General features: G+C 57.1%; 19 protein-coding genes. 3 read left to right on the top strand and 16 right to left on the bottom strand.

Annotated features, from left to right (window positions below):
• Nucleotide 1: 1 nt before the first annotated feature.
• The 14 genes from C8N45_RS09360 to C8N45_RS09295 all read right to left on the bottom strand — a co-directional run bounded on the left by C8N45_RS09360 (nucleotide 2) and on the right by C8N45_RS09295 (nucleotide 11632).
• Nucleotides 2-751 carry a TIGR02186 family protein gene (locus C8N45_RS09360; protein ID WP_108385969.1) on the bottom strand — a complete coding sequence of 250 codons (750 nt, stop codon included), beginning with the start codon at nucleotides 749-751 and terminating at the stop codon, nucleotides 2-4.
• Nucleotides 751-1668 (bottom strand): sulfite exporter TauE/SafE family protein, encoded by a 918-nt coding sequence (locus tag C8N45_RS09355; RefSeq protein ID WP_108386081.1) that lies wholly within the window; start codon nucleotides 1666-1668, stop codon nucleotides 751-753. Before C8N45_RS09355 ends, C8N45_RS09360 begins: the two co-directional genes overlap by 1 nt.
• A gap of 135 nt (nucleotides 1669-1803) precedes the next feature.
• Complete coding sequence (locus tag C8N45_RS09350; protein WP_108385968.1) at nucleotides 1804-2610, bottom strand: purine-nucleoside phosphorylase; 807 nt, start codon at nucleotides 2608-2610, stop codon at nucleotides 1804-1806.
• Nucleotides 2594-3562, bottom strand: a complete 969-nt coding sequence (locus C8N45_RS09345) for an ABC transporter permease (protein WP_108385967.1) — start codon at nucleotides 3560-3562, stop codon at nucleotides 2594-2596. Before C8N45_RS09345 ends, C8N45_RS09350 begins: the two co-directional genes overlap by 17 nt.
• 3 nt (nucleotides 3563-3565) lie before the next feature.
• Complete coding sequence (locus C8N45_RS09340; RefSeq protein ID WP_245882615.1) at nucleotides 3566-3991, bottom strand: hypothetical protein; 426 nt, start codon at nucleotides 3989-3991, stop codon at nucleotides 3566-3568.
• Nucleotides 3988-5082 (bottom strand): ABC transporter permease, encoded by a 1095-nt coding sequence (locus C8N45_RS09335; protein WP_108385965.1) that lies wholly within the window; start codon nucleotides 5080-5082, stop codon nucleotides 3988-3990. Before C8N45_RS09335 ends, C8N45_RS09340 begins: the two co-directional genes overlap by 4 nt.
• A gap of 3 nt (nucleotides 5083-5085) precedes the next feature.
• Nucleotides 5086-6624, bottom strand: a complete 1539-nt coding sequence (locus C8N45_RS09330; RefSeq protein ID WP_108385964.1) for an ABC transporter ATP-binding protein — start codon at nucleotides 6622-6624, stop codon at nucleotides 5086-5088.
• Nucleotides 6621-6977 carry a nuclear transport factor 2 family protein gene (locus C8N45_RS09325; RefSeq protein ID WP_108385963.1) on the bottom strand — a complete coding sequence of 119 codons (357 nt, stop codon included), beginning with the start codon at nucleotides 6975-6977 and terminating at the stop codon, nucleotides 6621-6623. Before C8N45_RS09325 ends, C8N45_RS09330 begins: the two co-directional genes overlap by 4 nt.
• Nucleotides 6978-7054: 77 nt before the next feature.
• Complete coding sequence (locus tag C8N45_RS09320) at nucleotides 7055-8050, bottom strand: BMP family lipoprotein (protein WP_108385962.1); 996 nt, start codon at nucleotides 8048-8050, stop codon at nucleotides 7055-7057.
• A 184-nt stretch (nucleotides 8051-8234) separates the two neighbouring features.
• The gene (locus C8N45_RS09315) at nucleotides 8235-8660 is read right to left on the bottom strand and encodes a GNAT family N-acetyltransferase (RefSeq protein WP_108385961.1); all 426 of its coding nucleotides are present in this window, start codon (nucleotides 8658-8660) and stop codon (nucleotides 8235-8237) included.
• Nucleotides 8661-8735: 75 nt separating this feature from the next.
• Nucleotides 8736-9299: a NifU family protein gene (locus tag C8N45_RS09310; protein WP_108385960.1), complete on the bottom strand. Its 564-nt coding sequence runs from the start codon at nucleotides 9297-9299 to the stop codon at nucleotides 8736-8738.
• Nucleotides 9300-9470: 171 nt separating this feature from the next.
• Complete coding sequence (locus C8N45_RS09305; RefSeq protein WP_108385959.1) at nucleotides 9471-9800, bottom strand: hypothetical protein; 330 nt, start codon at nucleotides 9798-9800, stop codon at nucleotides 9471-9473.
• Nucleotides 9801-10213: 413 nt separating this feature from the next.
• Nucleotides 10214-10669 carry a universal stress protein gene (locus C8N45_RS09300; protein WP_108385958.1) on the bottom strand — a complete coding sequence of 152 codons (456 nt, stop codon included), beginning with the start codon at nucleotides 10667-10669 and terminating at the stop codon, nucleotides 10214-10216.
• Between the two features lie 99 nt (nucleotides 10670-10768).
• Nucleotides 10769-11632 carry a branched-chain amino acid aminotransferase gene (locus C8N45_RS09295; protein ID WP_108385957.1) on the bottom strand — a complete coding sequence of 288 codons (864 nt, stop codon included), beginning with the start codon at nucleotides 11630-11632 and terminating at the stop codon, nucleotides 10769-10771.
• Nucleotides 11633-12168: 536 nt separating this feature from the next.
• On the opposite strand from C8N45_RS09295, the gene C8N45_RS23620 reads away from it, so the two are divergent.
• Nucleotides 12169-12456 (top strand): cytochrome b/b6 domain-containing protein, encoded by a 288-nt coding sequence (locus tag C8N45_RS23620; protein WP_245882614.1) that lies wholly within the window; start codon nucleotides 12169-12171, stop codon nucleotides 12454-12456.
• A 10-nt stretch (nucleotides 12457-12466) separates the two neighbouring features.
• A complete protein-coding gene (locus C8N45_RS23615) occupies nucleotides 12467-12637 on the top strand; it encodes a hypothetical protein (protein WP_245882613.1) in 171 nt (56 codons plus the stop codon).
• A gap of 356 nt (nucleotides 12638-12993) precedes the next feature.
• Here the strand turns inward: C8N45_RS23615 and trpS are convergent, their stop codons facing one another.
• Nucleotides 12994-14010 carry a tryptophan--tRNA ligase gene (trpS, locus tag C8N45_RS09280; protein WP_108386080.1) on the bottom strand — a complete coding sequence of 339 codons (1017 nt, stop codon included), beginning with the start codon at nucleotides 14008-14010 and terminating at the stop codon, nucleotides 12994-12996.
• Between the two features lie 90 nt (nucleotides 14011-14100).
• On the opposite strand from trpS, the gene C8N45_RS09275 reads away from it, so the two are divergent.
• A complete protein-coding gene (locus C8N45_RS09275; protein WP_108385956.1) occupies nucleotides 14101-14817 on the top strand; it encodes a rhomboid family intramembrane serine protease in 717 nt (238 codons plus the stop codon).
• Here the strand turns inward: C8N45_RS09275 and murJ are convergent.
• Nucleotides 14814-16343, bottom strand: a complete 1530-nt coding sequence (murJ, locus tag C8N45_RS09270) for a murein biosynthesis integral membrane protein MurJ (RefSeq protein ID WP_108385955.1) — start codon at nucleotides 16341-16343, stop codon at nucleotides 14814-14816. The genes C8N45_RS09275 and murJ overlap by 4 nt on opposite strands.
• Nucleotides 16344-16349: the final 6 nt, after the last annotated feature.

Raw genomic sequence — 16349 nt, 5'->3', positions numbered from 1 at the left:
TCTAGCGGCGCAGCAACGAAAATGCAGCAGAGGCAAGCCAGCCCGCCGCAATCGCGATCGACAGGGACATGATCCCGTAAATGGGCGCTTGATCATGGGCAAGGTTATAAAGCCAGCGCTCCAGCCCGACTTTTTTCACCGGAATGACTGCTGAATAAAGGTCGATGATCCTGCCGTCCCTGGTCAGGTAAATCTCGGCCTTGTAATCACCCTCTGTCAGATTCGCAGGCAAGGTGATGATCGTGCGAAACAGCGTATCATCCTTGACCCAGACTCCGGTGGGGATGGTCTGGTACAGTTCTTGGGCCGCGCGAATACGGACCAGCGCATTGGTGAATTGATCGCTGCCAAGCTCTGACGGGCCGACAGAGCGAATTGCGCGGCGGGTGCTGATCCGCGTGTTCACATCTTCGCTGTCGGACAGGATTTCATCCAGTGGCCGGTTTGTTGAAACCGCGTAGAATGAAGGCGCGACGTCAATATCTACCGCTTCTGTGTTCACCCAAATGCCAAGCCTGCGTTCCTTGCGGCGAACGGTCACTGGCATATCAGGCCCTGCAACGGTCACAATGACACCCAAATCACCCTCGGTCGGTAGGGGTTCTTCGCGTTTGATCGCACCAAAGATGGCAATCTCAGAACCCTCGAAAGTGGCTGTGATTGCGACTTCGTCACGGCTGAGCCCCAGAACGATTTCTTCGGCGCTCGCTGGCATGGCTAGAAGCAGACAGAATGTGGCCAGACGCAGCATCAGTGGCCTCCTGCGCCGATTGAATATAATTCGGAAGGTTGGACCAGCAAATCAAACGCCAGCTTGCCACAGACCGCCAGCACCATGATGGCAAGCAGGATGCGCAATTGCTCTGCTTTCATCTTTACCCCGATCCGGGTGCCGATCTGCGCGCCAATCACGCCGCCGACCAGCAACAGAACTGCCAGAACAACATCAACGGTGTAGTTCGTCGTGGCGTGCAACATGGTTGTAAAGGCTGTCACAAAGATGATCTGGAAAAGCGACGTGCCCACGACCACCTTGGTTGGCATACCCAACAGATAAATCATCGCAGGCACCATGATAAAGCCGCCACCCACACCCATGATAGCGGCAAGGACCCCCACAAGGACCCCCACCAAAAGCGGCGGAATGACAGAGATATAAAGCCCGGACACTCGGAATTTCATCTTGAAGGGCAGGTTATGTACCCAATTGTGTTTGCGACGGGCTGGTGCGGCACCGGGTGACTTCTTGGTTTTTCGGATCGCGTTGAGGCTTTCGATAAACATCAGCGCCCCAATCATCCCCAAAAAGACGACGTAACACAGTTGGACCAGCAACTCGACCTGGCCCAACGCCTTGAGGTAATTGAACAGCAGGATACCCAGCGCCGACCCGACAAGCCCGCCAATCAAAAGGACAATGCCCATTTTCAGGTCGACGGTCTTGCGTTTCAGGTGGGCGAGCACGCCGGAGAATGAAGATGCCACGATCTGGTTGGCTTCTGTCGCAACCGCAACAGCCGGCGGAATGCCGATAAAGAACAGCAGAGGCGTCATCAGAAAGCCGCCGCCAACACCAAACATACCGGACAAAATGCCCACAATTCCGCCAAGTCCAAGTAAAAGGAAGGCATTCACCGAAACCTCGGCGATAGGAAGGTAAATCTGCATGAACTGATCCGGGCGCTTGTGCCCCTGCAAAGCAACAAAAACCTTTCGGGCGGTTCTGTCAAATGGTGCGGGCCATTTCATGCTGCAAATGCAGCAAATCAGCCACTTGGATATAGCAGACTTATTGAATTGGACTTAAGAAAAATGCGCGAGTGTGTGGCGCAGGACTTTTTCCAGCTTTGCCGCCCCGATGGGCGCCATGGCTTTGGTGTGCTCATGGCTTATGTTTTCGTCGCTCATCCCTGCGGCCATATTGGTAATAGTCGAAATCGCGGCGGCTTTGAGCCCCAGAAAACGCGCAAGGATCACTTCGGGCACCGTGGACATGCCGACAGCATCCGCGCCCAGCATGGCGATGGCCTTGATCTCGGCTGGCGTTTCGAACGACGGGCCGGAATACCAAGCATAGACGCCGTCGGCCATCTCTGTGTCAGTCGCCGTGGCCGCTGCGCGCAAGGCTTTGCGCAGGTCGGGGTCATAGGCGTCTTTCATGGGCACGAACCGCGCATCGGTGGGTTCTCCAATCAACGGGTTCAGGCCCGAAAAATTGATGTGGTCCGAAAGGCACATGATTGATCCGGTGGGCATATCCGCCTGCATGGAGCCCGCCGCATTGGTTGCAATCATCGTATCAGCACCCAGTTCCCTGAGTACTTCAAGGGGCAGGCGCATTGCGTCGGCTTTGCCGTGTTCGTAATAATGCGATCGCCCACCAAAGACCGCAACACGCACTCCTTCGAAATCACCGACCACAAGGTTTGGGTTGTGCCCGGACACGCCCGCATGGGGAAAGCCGGGCAGGTAGCCGTAAGGAATCGCCACGCCATCAACCGCATCGGCAATATGGCCCAGGCCGGACCCAAGGATCAGACCGACACGAACAGGTGCAGCACCTGCTGTGGCGCGGATCTGGTTGGCAAGCGCCTTAGCGTTCTTTGACATAGGGTGCGCCCCCTGCGCGTGGCGGGATTGCCTTGCCGACAAAACCGGCCAGAATGATGACGGTCAGGATATAGGGCAGTACGTCAAGCAACTGACCGTTGACTGCAAATCCGATGACGCCTTCGATTACGTCGGACCGCAGGGCCATGGCTTGGAGGAAACCGAACAGCAGACAGGCATAAAGCGCATACCACGGCCGCCATTTGGCAAAAATCAACGCAGCCAGCGCGATGTAGCCGCGACCGGCGCTCATGTCTTTGACAAAGCCCGCCTGCAATGCCGTGGCAAGATAGGCACCTGCAATGCCGCAAAGCACACCGCAAATCGCAACGGCAGAAAAACGCAGGAAAATCACTGACACGCCTGCTGTATCCACAGCAGCCGGGTTTTCACCGACCGCCCGCAGGCGCAGGCCAAAACGGGTCCGGAAGAGCACCCACCACGTGAGCGGGACCATCAGGATCGCGATATAGACAAGGGGGGTATGGCCGGAAATCAGTTCGTAATAGATCGGGCCAATGATGGGGACATCGCGCAAGGCTTCAGCAAAGGGCAGGGTGATGGGGTTAAAGCGCCCATCGCCGGACAGTTGCGGTGTGCGCCCGCCTTGCCGAAACCAGCTTTGGGCGATAACGACAGTCAGCCCTGCGGCCAGAAAATTGATCGCAACGCCCGAAATCAACTGGTTGCCCCGAAAGGTAATCGAGGCAAGCCCGTGGATCGCGGAAAGCACCATCGACGCGCCGATACCTGCCAATAGCCCCAGCCAGACGTTCCCCGTGACCGCAGCAATCGCTGCGGACAAGAACGCTGCTGCCAGCATTTTGCCTTCCAGTCCGATATCAAAGATACCGGCCCGCTCTGAAAAGAGTCCTGCCAGACAGGCCAGCAAAAGCGGGGTTGCCAGACGCACGGTGGCGTCCAGCATTTGCAGCAGCGTCCCAAAATCCATGGTTTAGTCTACTTTCTCCATCAGGAAGGGGAACAGATCGAAAAAGCGGTTCGCCACTTCGGGGTTCCGGCGCAGGGCCTCTTCGGCCTCGGATTGGGTGATATCGACCGCTTGTGTCCGGTCCCGGCGCAAGAAGAACTGCAACCCCAGCATCGCATCAAACCGCTCGTCGGTAATGAACGGATCATGCGGGATACGATGCATTACAGCTTCGTTCGGGCGGAAAACACTTGCAGGCTTTTTCAACGCCAGAAGTGCCACCAGATGCGGCGGTACATCGCCGCCAGGTGTTTGCGCGATCACATGATGGATCCACTGGTGCAGTTCGTCCATCGTGATAATGCCAAACGCCAAACAGCTGAGCACAAAGCCCAGATCGGCGCCGGTGTCATCTTCGACACCTATTTTGAATGGTCCTGCCATTGTCATTGTCTTGCTCTCCTCAATGATAGAAACAGCCGCTCAAGCGGCATCCGCACCATGTTATCCAGTGCGCCCGTGAACAGGATCACCAATGCCTGTATTACGATGATCAATTCACGGGGGATCGACGTCCATAGGGCGAGTTCTGCGCCGCCTTGATATAGAAAGCCGAAAAGAAGGGCCGCCAGCAATACCCCGAAAGGATGGCTGCGCCCCATAAGTGCGACGGCAATACCGATGAAACCGGCGCCCTCGACTGCGTTCAGGACCAGCCGTTCGGCCTCGCCCTGGACATTGTTGATGGCCATCATGCCGGCAAGTCCGCCTGAGATAAGCATGGAAACCATGATGATTTTGGTCGGGCTGATACCCGCATATTTGGCCGCTGACTCCGAATGGCCGAATGACCGGATTTCATAGCCCAACCGCGTCCGCCAGATCAGCGCCCAAAGGGCGATGCAGGCCGCGATACCCACAAAGAACGTGACATTCGCGGGTGCGCCACGAAATAGCGTTGCCTCGCCAAAGCTGAACATATCCTGAAACGATGGCAGGTGCGTGGGTTCGGGGAACTTGGCCGACGCAGGTTCCATCGAGCCAGGAACTTTCAGCGCACCAATCAGAAAGTAATTCAGCAACGCAGCGGCGATAAAGTTGAACATGATCGTAGTAATAACGATATGGCTGCCGCGTTTGGCCTGCAAAAAGGCGGGGATCGCCGCCCATGCGGCCCCAAACAATGCAGCCATCGCGGATGCGCCCAGCAGCGCGAGCGACCAATGCGGCCATGGGATGTACAGACAGGCGATTGCCACGCCCAAGCCGCCCAGCAACGCCTGACCTTCGCCGCCAATGTTGAACATGCGCGCGTGAAAGGCGATGGATACGGCCAGCCCGGTAAAGATGAAGTTGGTCGCATAATACAGCGTGTAACCCCAGCCATAGGTAGACCCCAGCGCGCCCTGCACCATTAGTTTCAGCGCCGCCCACGGGTTTTCCCCGATGGCAAGGATCACAAGCGCCGACAGGATGGCAGCCAGCAGGATCGAAATCAGCGGGATCAGGATCACATCGGCCCATTTTGGCATGACATCCATGACTTACGCGGCCTCCGTGCTCATCCCGGCCATGAGCAGGCCCAGTTCTTTTTCGTCCGTTTGTAGTGGCATCCGCTCGCCCATTATTTTTCCGTCGAACATAACGGCGATGCGATCTGACAGTGACAGAATTTCTTCCAACTCCACGGAAACCAACAAAATTGCTTTGCCCTGATCCCTTAATGCAACAATCTGCTGGTGGATGAATTCAATCGCCCCAATGTCCACCCCGCGTGTGGGCTGGCCGATCAGCAGCAGGTCGGGGTTGCGCTCGATCTCGCGGGCGAGCACGATTTTCTGCTGGTTGCCGCCGGAAAAGCTTTTCGCGGCAAGGTTCGGGTCTGGCGGGCGGACGTCGAAACGGGCCATCTTGCCGATGGTATCCTCTTTGATGGCCGCATTATCCATAAACAGCCGTGATCGCTGATAGCGGGCATCATGATGATAGCCAAATACGGTGTTTTCCCACGCATGGAAATCCATGATCAGCCCTTCGCGCTGCCGGTCTTCGGGCACATGGCCAATGCCTTTGGCACGTCTGCTCTGGCCATCCGACTTAGCACCTGTCAGGTCAAGTTCCTCTCCGTTGATGCGGATTGAACCGGTGGCCTTTTCATATCCGCCCAAAACCTCAAGTAATTCGGACTGCCCGTTACCGGCGACACCGGCGATGCCCAGAATCTCGCCGGCATGAACATCAAAGCTGACGTCTTTGACGCGGTGCACACCCTTGCTGTCAGTCACATTCAGGTTCGTGACTTCAAGAGTTTTCTCACCCACCTGCGCGGGCGCCTTGTCGACCCGCAAAAGCACCTTGCGCCCCACCATCAGTTCGGCCAGTTCCGCGGGGCTTGTGTCGACTGTCTTGACCGTCGCCGTCATCTCGCCGCGGCGCATGACGCTGACGGTATCGGTGATTTCCATGATTTCGCGCAGTTTGTGGGTGATCAGGATGATCGTCTTGCCCTCGCGCTTGAGGTTTTCAAGGATGCGAAAAAGGTGATCGGCCTCGGCGGGGGTCAGCACGCCGGTCGGTTCGTCAAGGATCAGAATATCGGCCTTGCGGTAAAGCGCCTTGAGGATTTCAACGCGCTGCTGCATGCCCACGCCGACCTCTTCAATCAGGGCGTCGGGGTCTACGTTCAGTTCATATTCGTCGGCAAGGCTTTTGAGTTCACGCCGCGCGCGGGCAAGTGACGGGCGCAACAGGCCGCTGTCCTCCGCCCCCAGAACCACATTTTCCAGAACAGTGAAGTTTTCGACGAGTTTGAAGTGCTGGAACACCATGCCGATACCGGCTGCAATCGCGGCTTGGCTATCCGGAATGGCCGTTTTCTGGCCAGAGATATAGATTTCGCCCGCATCCGCTTTGTAAAAACCATACAGGATCGACATCAGCGTGGACTTTCCAGCGCCGTTCTCTCCAATAATGCCGTGGATGGTGCCGGGCATGACACGGATGGAAATATCCTTGTTGGCCTGCACCGGGCCAAACGCCTTTGATATACCTTTGAGTTCAATAGCGGGGGCGACTTCAGTCATGTGGGGGTTCCGGTTCCTACAAATCCAACCATCCGGCAGATCAGGCCAACAGCATCGTGTTCGATGAAATACTGGCCCATCTGTTCCATACCGTTTGGCATCTTGAATGCAATTGTTGCACGGGTCACGCCGTCGCGGGTGTCTGTGTGGACGACCTCGGCAACCGCGCCGGGGGCAGCTTGGCTGAACATGCCGACATACGCGGCGATAGCTTCAGGGCCGGATAAAGGGGCGTCTGTGCGCGGGTCAGCGTAGCTGGCATCCGAGGTCACTGCCGCTTGCAAGGCTGCAAGGCGATCGGCTGCGTCCGTCATGCCCCATGCTTCAAAGAATGCTTCCGTCTTATCGGTCATGATCTGCTCCCTCGTTATGCAAAAGGGCCGCGACTGTTTCCAGCGCGGCCCTTTTTTCTTTGGCCTGACTGGCAGCTTTAGAAATTAAGCGCCGGGCAGGATTCGTCGCTTGTGTAGTCATGCACGGCCAGTTCGCCAGCCGCGATCTTGGCGGCGGCATCATCCACTGCGGCCTTCATTTCATCACTGACCAGTGGCGCGTTGAATTCGTCCAGCGCGTAGCCCACGCCTGCGTTGCCCACACCCATGACGTTAAAGCCTGTTTCCAGCGCCTCGCCTTGGGTAAATGCATCGTAAACAGCATTGTCGACGCGCTTGAGCATCGATGTCAGAACCTTGCCGGGGTGCAGGTAGTTCTGGTTCGCATCAACGCCGATCGACAGGATTTCGCTATCAGCAGCTGTCTGCAGAACGCCTACGCCAGTCCCGCCAGCCGCAGCATATACCACGTCCGAGCCCTGGCTGATCTGGGCCAGTGTCAATTCAGAGCCTTTGACCGGATCGTTCCATGCGGCTGGTGTTGTGCCGGTCATATTGGCGATGACGGTTGCATCCGGGTTCACGGCCTTGGCGCCTTGCGCGTAGCCACAGGCAAATTTGCGGATCAGCGGGATATCCATACCGCCGATGAACGACACCGTGCCGGATTCAGACGCCATCGCGGCCATCATGCCGACAAGGTAAGACCCTTCATGTTCGTTGAAAACGACCGACCGGACGTTGGGCGCATCAACAACCATGTCAATGATGGCAAATTTGGTGTCAGGATAATCAGCGGCAACTTCGCCCAGTGGCGTTGCCCACGAAAAACCAGCCATGACAATCGGGTTCGCACCTGATTCAGCAAAACGGCGGATCGCCTGCTCGCGCTGCGCGTCAGACTGGATCTCAACTTCGGCATAGCTGCCGCCGGTTTCTTCGGCCCAACGCTGCGCACCGTTGTAGGCGCTTTCGTTGAAGGATTTGTCGAACTTGCCGCCAAGATCAAACAGAATGGCTGGATCTGCCACCGCTGTGCCGGCAGTCAAAGCCAATGCGGCAGATGCGCCAAGCATTTTTTGCATAAGGGTCATTTCATGTCTCCCAAGTCGTTGAACAAAAAGGCGGCGCATGACCAATCGTTGCCACCCAAAACAAAATCGAGCCGGTCTTCGCCGGTTCCATGCCTGATAAGGCCCTTACCGGCAGGGAAGATCAACCGATTCTTGATGATTTAACGACCGACGGAGGGTCATCTGCACAATATTTAGGTTTTGACTATGATTGCGCCGCTACGAGTTGTTTCCCAAGGATTAAGGCCGTCACGGGCGATTTCCACTCTCGGCGGTAATAACCGGGGCGCATTCCGATGGTGACGTAGCTTGCCGCAACGTAAAGTGCGCGGGCGGCTGCATTATCCTCGGCCACTTCCAGAAACATCTGTGTAGCGCCTTGGCGTGTGGCGCTTTCCTCTGCGCGGGTTAGCAGGGCGCTTGCCAAACCTTGCCGACGGGCGGTCGGGTGGGTCGCAATGGTCAAAAGTTCAGCTTCATCCACCGTGACCCGAAACAGTGCAAACGCCTGCCCGTCCGTGCAAAGGGTTACGCCGCTTTGGCCAAGCAGATTTTCAAATTCGCTGGCCGACCAACCGCGTGTGTCAGGAAATGCAGCGCCGTAGAGGGCCGCCAGCGCGTCGGGTGTCATGGATGATATCATCCCCTAAAAAGCAACGCAGCGGCACATCGTGCCGCCGACCCTTCATCTGCAATGAGCTTGGATTCAGGCCGCAACCGGGCGCACCTCGACCACCTCTGGGATATAGTGACGCAGCAGATTTTCGATGCCCATCTTCAAAGTCAGGGTCGATGACGGGCAACCCGCGCAAGCGCCTTGCATGTGCAGATAAACGATGCCGCGGTCAAACCTGTGGAACGTGATGTCGCCGCCGTCTTGTGCCACTGCGGGGCGCACGCGCGTATCAAGCAGTTCCTTGATCTGGCCTACGATTTCGCCGTCTTCGCCTGTATGTTCGGCGTGGCCACTGGCAGGCTTGTGATCTTCGGCCATTACCGGTTGGCCGGATTGGTAATGTTCCATGATCGCGCCCAGAATACCGGGTTTGATATGGTCCCATTCTACATCATCAGCCTTGGTCACGGTGACGAAATCCATACCAAAGAACACGCCAGTCACCCCGCCTGTCGCAAAAACGCGTTGCGCAAGCGGCGAGTTCTCCGCCGCTTCAGCGGTGGGAAAATCAGCAGTGCCAACCTCTAACACATTCTGACCGGGCAGAAATTTCAGGGTCGCAGGATTCGGGGTCGATTCAGTCTGAATAAACATGGGGCCAACCTTTTTTGTCAGGCTTTAGATATGCGCCTGTGATGCGTTCAAGTCAAGTGTTTGGAATGGTTCTAAAGTGGAAAAAGCCGCAACCACAAGGGGGTCACGGCTTTTCACGAGGGAAGGAAATTGAGCGCCCGGTCTGGTATGCAGCCGGACCGGGCAGATGTTTTAGTAGATGTAGAATGACTTTGTCGCGGCAGTTGCGCCGTCAACTTTGACCACAGCCAGAACATTGCCGGTTGCGGGCAGGCCGGTTTTTACCCGCACGTCCGGGTTGGCGCCTGCGTTCAGTGACTGTGTGCCCAACAGTTTGCCTTGGGTGCCAGTCCTGAAGTCATAGATTTCGACGATGCCTTTGCCATCGGCTGTGATCAGCCCCAGTTCAAGAATGTCGCCCGCTTCAAGGTTTGGACCAACCTCGAAATATGTATCGGCGGCACCTGCTGATGCGGTGACCGTTGCGGCTGCGGCGGCGAGGATCAGAGTCTTGATAGACATGAGTGGTTTCCTTTCGTTTACTCATCAGAGCGGTTTTCGCGGATTGCAGAAAGTCTCTGCGGTGCGTTTGATGAGACAAAGATTGCCACGCGACGGGGGTTTGGGTAGGGCCTGCGCCATCACGAAAATGGTGACAAATGTGATGATGTCTGGTGCTTGACATGAACGCTGCGTTGACCGTCCGGCGCTTGCGTGCGCCCGTGCACAGATAGACCCCGCCTTCGGTGCGCCCACGGCCTCTGGCCTTGGTCAAAACGGCCCCGCAGCCAAGTCGCTGTTCACAAATTACAGCCGCACGCATTTGCGTGATGGCCCATTATTTCGGTCAATTCACGGGAATGGCACCGTTCAGACCGCAAAAAGCAGGCAATTTGCCAAAAGGGCGACATGAGTCGCCTCATGTCGTCGCCCAATCAGGTGATCGCTTCCAGACGTTCTTTGGGCAAGTCGCCCGGCACGATGGTGATGGGAATAGGCAGGGTGCCTGCTTGCCGCGACAGATGCGTAATCAGGGGGCCAGGGCCTTTGTTGTCGGTACCTGCACCCAGAACCAGCACGCCGATTTCACTATCATCGTTGATATGTGCGATGATCTCCGTCAAAGCCTCGCCTTCGCGGATCACCAGTTCGGGGTGTACGCCCTGCTTATCACGCATCCATTTCGCAAAGACCTCGAAATGCACTTCGATCCGCTCGCGGGCTTCGGCGCGCATGATCTCTCCGACGCCAATCCAGTGATTGAACTCATCGGGCGGGATAATCGACAAGACTGTCACACCTCCGCCCGAGTGTGCAGCCCGCATCGCCGCAAAGCGCATTGCATTCAGGCATTCGCGGCTATCATCCAGCACGACCAAAAATTTGCGCATAACTATTCTCCCTATTGTTCGCATTATTGGAGGATCAGTGCGCGACTGGCAACGGGCTAATGAAAGACGAAGTCTGCGGTTGCGGTCAAACAGCCAGCATCAGCCGTTGGATGCGGCCCAGTCCCAGTACATCTCGCGAACGCGGCGGGTCACCGGGCCGACCTGATATTGCGTGTCCTCAAAGGCAGTGACAGGGGTCACTTTTGACATGTTGCCAGACATGAATACTTCGTCGGCATTGTGAAAATCGTCGAATGTCAGCACAGTCTGGTGCACATGTACCCCGTCGGCTTTCAGGTTGGCGATGTGCCGGGCGCGGGTGATCCCGGCAAGGAAGGTGCCGTTTGCTATCGGGGTCATGACTTCACCGTCCTTGACCATAAAGATATTGGCAGTCGCCGTTTCAGCAACATTACCCATGGCATCGGCCACCAGTGCATTGCCAAATCCGCGCGCGCGCACTTCGGCCAACATCCGCGCGTTGTTTGGATACAGACACCCCGCCTTGGCATTGACGACGGCATCTTCCATGACAGGGCGGCGGAACCGGGTCAGGCCAAGGGTTGTGCTGGCTGTGTCCGGAGCAAAAGGTATTTCTTCCAGACAGAGCGCAAATCCGGTGCTGTCGGGGCTAGGCACAATGGCAGTCGCGTCACCGGCAATACCCCAATACATCGGCCTGATGTAGACTGCCGCGTTCCTGTTATAGCGGGCAAGCCCTTCGCGGGCGATGGCAATCATGTCGTCTGTGCTGACCGTGGGTGTGATCATCAGGGCCTTGGCAGAATGATTTACACGGGCGCAATGCAGATCAAGGTCAGGCGCCAGCCCGTTCACATAGCGCGCTCCGTCAAACACCGTTGATCCCAGCCATGCCCCATGATCGGCAGCGCGCATGATCGGCACGTCGCCATCATGCCATGCGCCATTAAAATAAGTGCGAATATGAGTGCCGGTTGCCATCTGTTCCCCCTCTTTTCACACAGCTTATGGCGGGCAAGCGGGCAGGTAAAGCAGACCTGAGCGACCGGACAGGACTGGTGAAGCCACGGACTCTAAACCGTAGCTGCAATCTTAGACAACAAAGGGGCCATATCCCGAATTTGCAACTGTGGCCCCCCCAGATCTGGCGGCATCTGCGATCCAGCAGCGATTGAGCGCAGAGCTGAAAACAGACCTTTGACGGGCGGCGTTACTCATCGCCCGTTCACTATTCTAAGCACAGGAACAAGACATGCATCGCATCAAGGTATGGGACCCGCTCGTGGGGGTGTTTCATTGGTCATTGGTCATTGGTCATTGGTCATTGGTCATTGGTGTTGGCCTTTTGGCGCAAATGCGCTGGTGATCGATTATGACGGTAATCTGCATGAATGGGTTGGCTACGCCGTTGTCGGACTGCTCGTGGTCCGCATCGTCCGGGGCTTTTTAGGCAGCACATACGCGCGCTTTTCAGGCTTTCCGCCAAGTGCTGGGGGGCCAAAGAGCAAATCGCTGAATTGACGGGCAGAGGCGGCAAGGTACACGTGGGCCACACACCGCTTGGTGCGCTGATGATTTATACTCTGTTGTTGGCACTGTTGGTTGTGGGACTGTCGGGGTATCTGATGACAACGGACATGTTTTGGGGCGTCGAGTGGCCTGAAACCGTGCATGAATTCGCGGTGCACTGGACAGAGATTTCAGTCCTGCTGAATATCGCCGCTGTGTTTTATGAAAGCAGACGCACAGGCGTGAACCTGCCAAAAGCGATGATAAGGGGCTACAAATACATTCCGGCGCGCTGAACGCATGTTGATGGCGCTACGTATTGAAAACAACCCTAAGGTACCGGTTGGTTTGTCCTTGTTGTTGGCCGTGCAAATGTTCTGTGCCGTCTTCTTTCTGACAGATGTCATCGCCGACATGGGCGAGTCGCCGGAAAGTGCCGGTTTCCCTTTCCATCTGGTGATCGAAGCGATTGCGTAACTCAGCATGTTTGCCGCGATCTTGTTCGAGACGCGGTATCTGCTTTCGTTGTTGCGCCAAAAAAGGCGCGGCTTGAACAGGGGTTGCATATCGCCAGCGCGGAAATGCAGGATGTGATCGTCTCACATTTCATTCAGTGGAAATTGTCACCGTCAGAAACGGATATCGCGACATTCCGTGTCAAAGGTCTGGACTCTGGACATAGCTGAAATCGCATCTGTTCGCGGCTGCGCGTAGGGGACGGTCAAGGCACAACTGAACGCGATCTATCGCAAGTCCGGCACCAACGGACGTGGTGAACTTCTCAGCACGATCATTGACACGATCCTCGTGGGCGAGCGACCGAATGTTGCGTGTCAGGATCGCAAAAGCCCGACGATATCGTAGGTCTTTTGTAGAATTGGGTTCGCGATCTCACGCGCGCGCGCGGACCCGTCTGCCAGCACACGGTCAATCTCGGCCGGATCATCCATCAGGCGGGCCATCTCATCTGCGATCGGGCTGAGTTTGGCGACTGCAAGGTCAGCCAGCGCCGGTTTGAAACGCCCCCAGCCCGCACCGGCATATTCTGCAATGACGGCCTCGGGTGTGGTGTCATTCAGGGCAGCATAGATATCGACCAGATTGCGCGCTTCGGGTCTGCCTGCCAGCCCTTCGACTGTTTCGGGCAGCGGTTCCGGGTCGGTCTTCGCCTTTTTGAACTTCTTGGCGATCACTTCGGCCTTGTCGGTCATGTTGATGCGTTCCATGTCGCTTTCGCCGGACTTGGACATCTTTTTGGTGCCGTCGCGCAGGTTCATGATGCGCGTGGCCGGGCCTTCGGTCACTGGTTCCGTGATTGGAAAGAAATCCTGTTTGTAATCATGGTTGAACTTGGCCGCGATATCGCGGGTCAGTTCCACATGCTGTTTCTGATCCTCGCCCACCGGTACATGGGTCGCGTGATACAGCAGGATGTCGGCGGCCATCAGTGATGGATAGGCATATAGCCCAAGCGATACCTTTTCGGCATTTGCACCTGCCTTGTCCTTGAACTGGGTCATCCGGTTCATCCAGCCGACGCGGGCCACGCAATTGAAAATCCAGCCCAGTTCCGCGTGCGCGGACACCTGACTTTGATTGAACAAGATCGATTTTGTCGGATCGAGGCCCGCTGCCAGATAACCTGCGGCCACCTCACGCGTGGCGCTGGCCAGTTCGGCAGGGTCCTGCCAGACCGTGATGGCGTGCAGATCGACAACGCAATAGACCGTCTCCATCTCGCCCTGCATGCCGACAAACCGTTTGATCGCGCCCAGATAGTTGCCAAGCTGAAGCCCACCCGAGGGTTTGATCCCAGAGAATACGCGAGGGGTAAAAGCTGTTTCAGTCATCATCATGTCCGGGGCTGGATTTCGGGGCAATGCTCGCTTACCCCTGCCAGAGAGCCTCGTCAACTTCAACAGCCCGCAAAGCAGCCACGCATGACCCTCGAAGATCCAAAACCCGAAAGCCCGGTGAACCCGATTGCATTTATCGTCGTGCTGACCTCTCTTGCGATGTTAGGGATTGAAGTGGCGTTTTCACTGGCGGATCGGCAGATCATTTCATCCAACAGCGCGGTGCGCTGGCGGCTGGATGCCTACAACGCGTTTGCCTTTGACCCCGGCACGCTGGAGCGGATCTTTGTGCGCAAAGACTATGCGCTGTCCGCGATCTGGACCTTTTTCACCTATCCCTTCATCAATCAGGGCATGGCACCGGCGCTTTTTGCGTCGGCGCTGATCCTTGCACTGGGCAAGTTCGTCAGTGAATTTTACGGCGCCTTGCAGTTTGCCTGTATCTTTGTGCTGACTGCTGTGGTGGGGGCTGTTGCCTATGCGTTGGTCTTTCCAAAGGGGCTGGCCCTGCTGGGGGCTTATCCGCCGGTTTTCGGGCTGATTGGGGCTTACACCTATGTGCTGTGGATGCGGCTGGGCAAAGCGGGATCGAACCAGTTGCTGGCCTTCCGTCTGATCGGGGTGCTGATTGCCATTCAGTTAATCTTTACCGTCGTGATCGTCGTGATGGGGCAAGCGTCCAATGGCTGGCCCACGTGGGTGGCCGAGGTCGGGGCTTTTGTGGCGGGTTTTTCTGTTTCGGTGCTGCTTGCGCCCGGCGGGTGGACGTCGTTCGTCGCGCGGATGCGGCAACGGCCCTAGCGGCGCAGGGCTGATCTGAACTCTGACAGGCGGAACGCCCCGATCAGATGGCCTATGCCGAAGTAACTGACGATGCCGACGGTCACCAGGACGCACAGTTCAATCCCGCGCGGCAACGGCAGCGGCGGGATCAGCCACAAGAGCAAGCCCATTGCCGCCGCCGCTGTGCAAATGCGCCAGACACGGCGGATCAGGCGCGCGTCAAACCGTGCCGCGTTCCCCATGTTGCGCGACCCGACCCAAAGCAGCAGCGCCATGGCCCAGCCTGTCACGGTGGTGCCAACTGCGGCCGCAGTGAACCCGATGATCGGCGACAGCCCGACAGCCAAACCTGCGTTCAAGAACATCGCGGCGACCGCAAAATAGAATGGCCGCTTGGTGTCTTCGCGCGCGAAATAAAGCGGTTGCAACGTCTTTTGCATCACAAATGCGGGCAACCCCAACCCATAGATTGCCACCGCAAGGGCCGTGGCTGCCGTATCCTCTGCGGTAAAGGCCCCGCGTTCAAACAAGGTTGAAACAAGCGCATCGGGGATGGCCAATAGTGCAGCCGCCGCGGGTACCGTCAGCGCCAGACAGAATTCGCAGGCGCGGTTGAAGGCGTCGCGGCCCCCGTTGTCGTCACCTGCACGAAGACGGCGGGACAGGTCGGGCAACAAAACGACACCAATGGCGATCCCGACCACGCCAAGCGGCAATTGATACAGCCGGTCCGCATAATTCAGCCATGCCACAGCCCCGTCAAAGAAGCTGGCAACCTGACGCCCGACCAGCAAGTTGATCTGCAAGACGCCCCCCGCCAGCGCGGCAGGGGCGGCGATCATCGCCAGCCGCTTGAGTTCAGGCGTGAATTTGGGCCAGCCGGGGTGCAGGGCGTATCCGGCACGCTTGGCCGCGACCCAGACCATGGCCATTTGCGCCACCCCGGCCACAGGCACAGCATAGGCCAGCGCACTGCCGATTTCGCCGGGCCCATCCTGCCCGAAAATCACGGCCAACAAAATTGCCGTGATGAAAATGATGTTCAGCAGAACCGGTGCCGCCGCCGCCGCCGCAAAGCGCCCTGTTGCATTCAGCACACCGGACAGAAGCGCTGCCAGCGAAATGAACAGAATGTAGGGAAAGGCGATGCGTCCGAAATAGACCGCCAGATCAAACCGCTCTGACCCGATATAGCCGCTGGCCATCATCGTCACCAAAACCGGCATCACAATGACGCCGATCACGGTAAAGGCGGTCAGGATTGCCGCTAAAGCGACAAACGCATCCTGTGCAAACTTTTGCGCGCCCTCATCCGCTTCGAGCTTCTTGGAAAACATCGGCACAAAGGCCATGTTGAAAGCCCCTTCGGCAAAGAAGCGGCGGAACAGATTTGGCAGCGAAAAGGCGATCAGAAACGCCTCTGCCACGGGGCCGGTGCCAAGGAAGGCGGCAATCATGATGTCGCGCACAAAACCCATTACCCTGCTAAGCAGGGTCCAGATGCCGACGGTAAAGAAACCGGCCATCAGCCGAATGGGTTTCATGGGTGT

This window comes from Yoonia sediminilitoris, assembly GCF_003058085.1.
Classification (GTDB): domain Bacteria; phylum Pseudomonadota; class Alphaproteobacteria; order Rhodobacterales; family Rhodobacteraceae; genus Yoonia; species Yoonia sediminilitoris.
This window is presented reverse-complemented; position numbering and strand designations above follow the sequence as displayed.

Bases quoted from the DNA above. Each gene is read 5' to 3' on its own strand.
- C8N45_RS09360 (WP_108385969.1), bottom strand. From the start codon at position 751: ATGCTGCGTCTGGCCACATTCTGTCTGCTTCTAGCCATGCCAGCGAGC.
- C8N45_RS09355 (WP_108386081.1), bottom strand. From the start codon at position 1,668: ATGCAGATTTACCTTCCTATCGCCGAGGTTTCGGTGAATGCCTTCCTT.
- C8N45_RS09350 (WP_108385968.1), bottom strand. From the start codon at position 2,610: ATGTCAAAGAACGCTAAGGCGCTTGCCAACCAGATCCGCGCCACAGCA.
- C8N45_RS09345 (WP_108385967.1), bottom strand. From the start codon at position 3,562: ATGGATTTTGGGACGCTGCTGCAAATGCTGGACGCCACCGTGCGTCTG.
- C8N45_RS09340 (WP_245882615.1), bottom strand. From the start codon at position 3,991: ATGACAATGGCAGGACCATTCAAAATAGGTGTCGAAGATGACACCGGC.
- C8N45_RS09335 (WP_108385965.1), bottom strand. From the start codon at position 5,082: ATGGATGTCATGCCAAAATGGGCCGATGTGATCCTGATCCCGCTGATT.
- C8N45_RS09330 (WP_108385964.1), bottom strand. From the start codon at position 6,624: ATGACTGAAGTCGCCCCCGCTATTGAACTCAAAGGTATATCAAAGGCG.
- C8N45_RS09325 (WP_108385963.1), bottom strand. From the start codon at position 6,977: ATGACCGATAAGACGGAAGCATTCTTTGAAGCATGGGGCATGACGGAC.
- C8N45_RS09320 (WP_108385962.1), bottom strand. From the start codon at position 8,050: ATGACCCTTATGCAAAAAATGCTTGGCGCATCTGCCGCATTGGCTTTG.
- C8N45_RS09315 (WP_108385961.1), bottom strand. From the start codon at position 8,660: ATGACACCCGACGCGCTGGCGGCCCTCTACGGCGCTGCATTTCCTGAC.
- C8N45_RS09310 (WP_108385960.1), bottom strand. From the start codon at position 9,299: ATGTTTATTCAGACTGAATCGACCCCGAATCCTGCGACCCTGAAATTT.
- C8N45_RS09305 (WP_108385959.1), bottom strand. From the start codon at position 9,800: ATGTCTATCAAGACTCTGATCCTCGCCGCCGCAGCCGCAACGGTCACC.
- C8N45_RS09300 (WP_108385958.1), bottom strand. From the start codon at position 10,669: ATGCGCAAATTTTTGGTCGTGCTGGATGATAGCCGCGAATGCCTGAAT.
- C8N45_RS09295 (WP_108385957.1), bottom strand. From the start codon at position 11,632: ATGGCAACCGGCACTCATATTCGCACTTATTTTAATGGCGCATGGCAT.
- C8N45_RS23615 (WP_245882613.1), top strand. From the start codon at position 12,467: ATGGCGCTACGTATTGAAAACAACCCTAAGGTACCGGTTGGTTTGTCC.
- trpS (WP_108386080.1), bottom strand. From the start codon at position 14,010: ATGACTGAAACAGCTTTTACCCCTCGCGTATTCTCTGGGATCAAACCC.
- C8N45_RS09275 (WP_108385956.1), top strand. From the start codon at position 14,101: ATGACCCTCGAAGATCCAAAACCCGAAAGCCCGGTGAACCCGATTGCA.
- murJ (WP_108385955.1), bottom strand. From the start codon at position 16,343: ATGAAACCCATTCGGCTGATGGCCGGTTTCTTTACCGTCGGCATCTGG.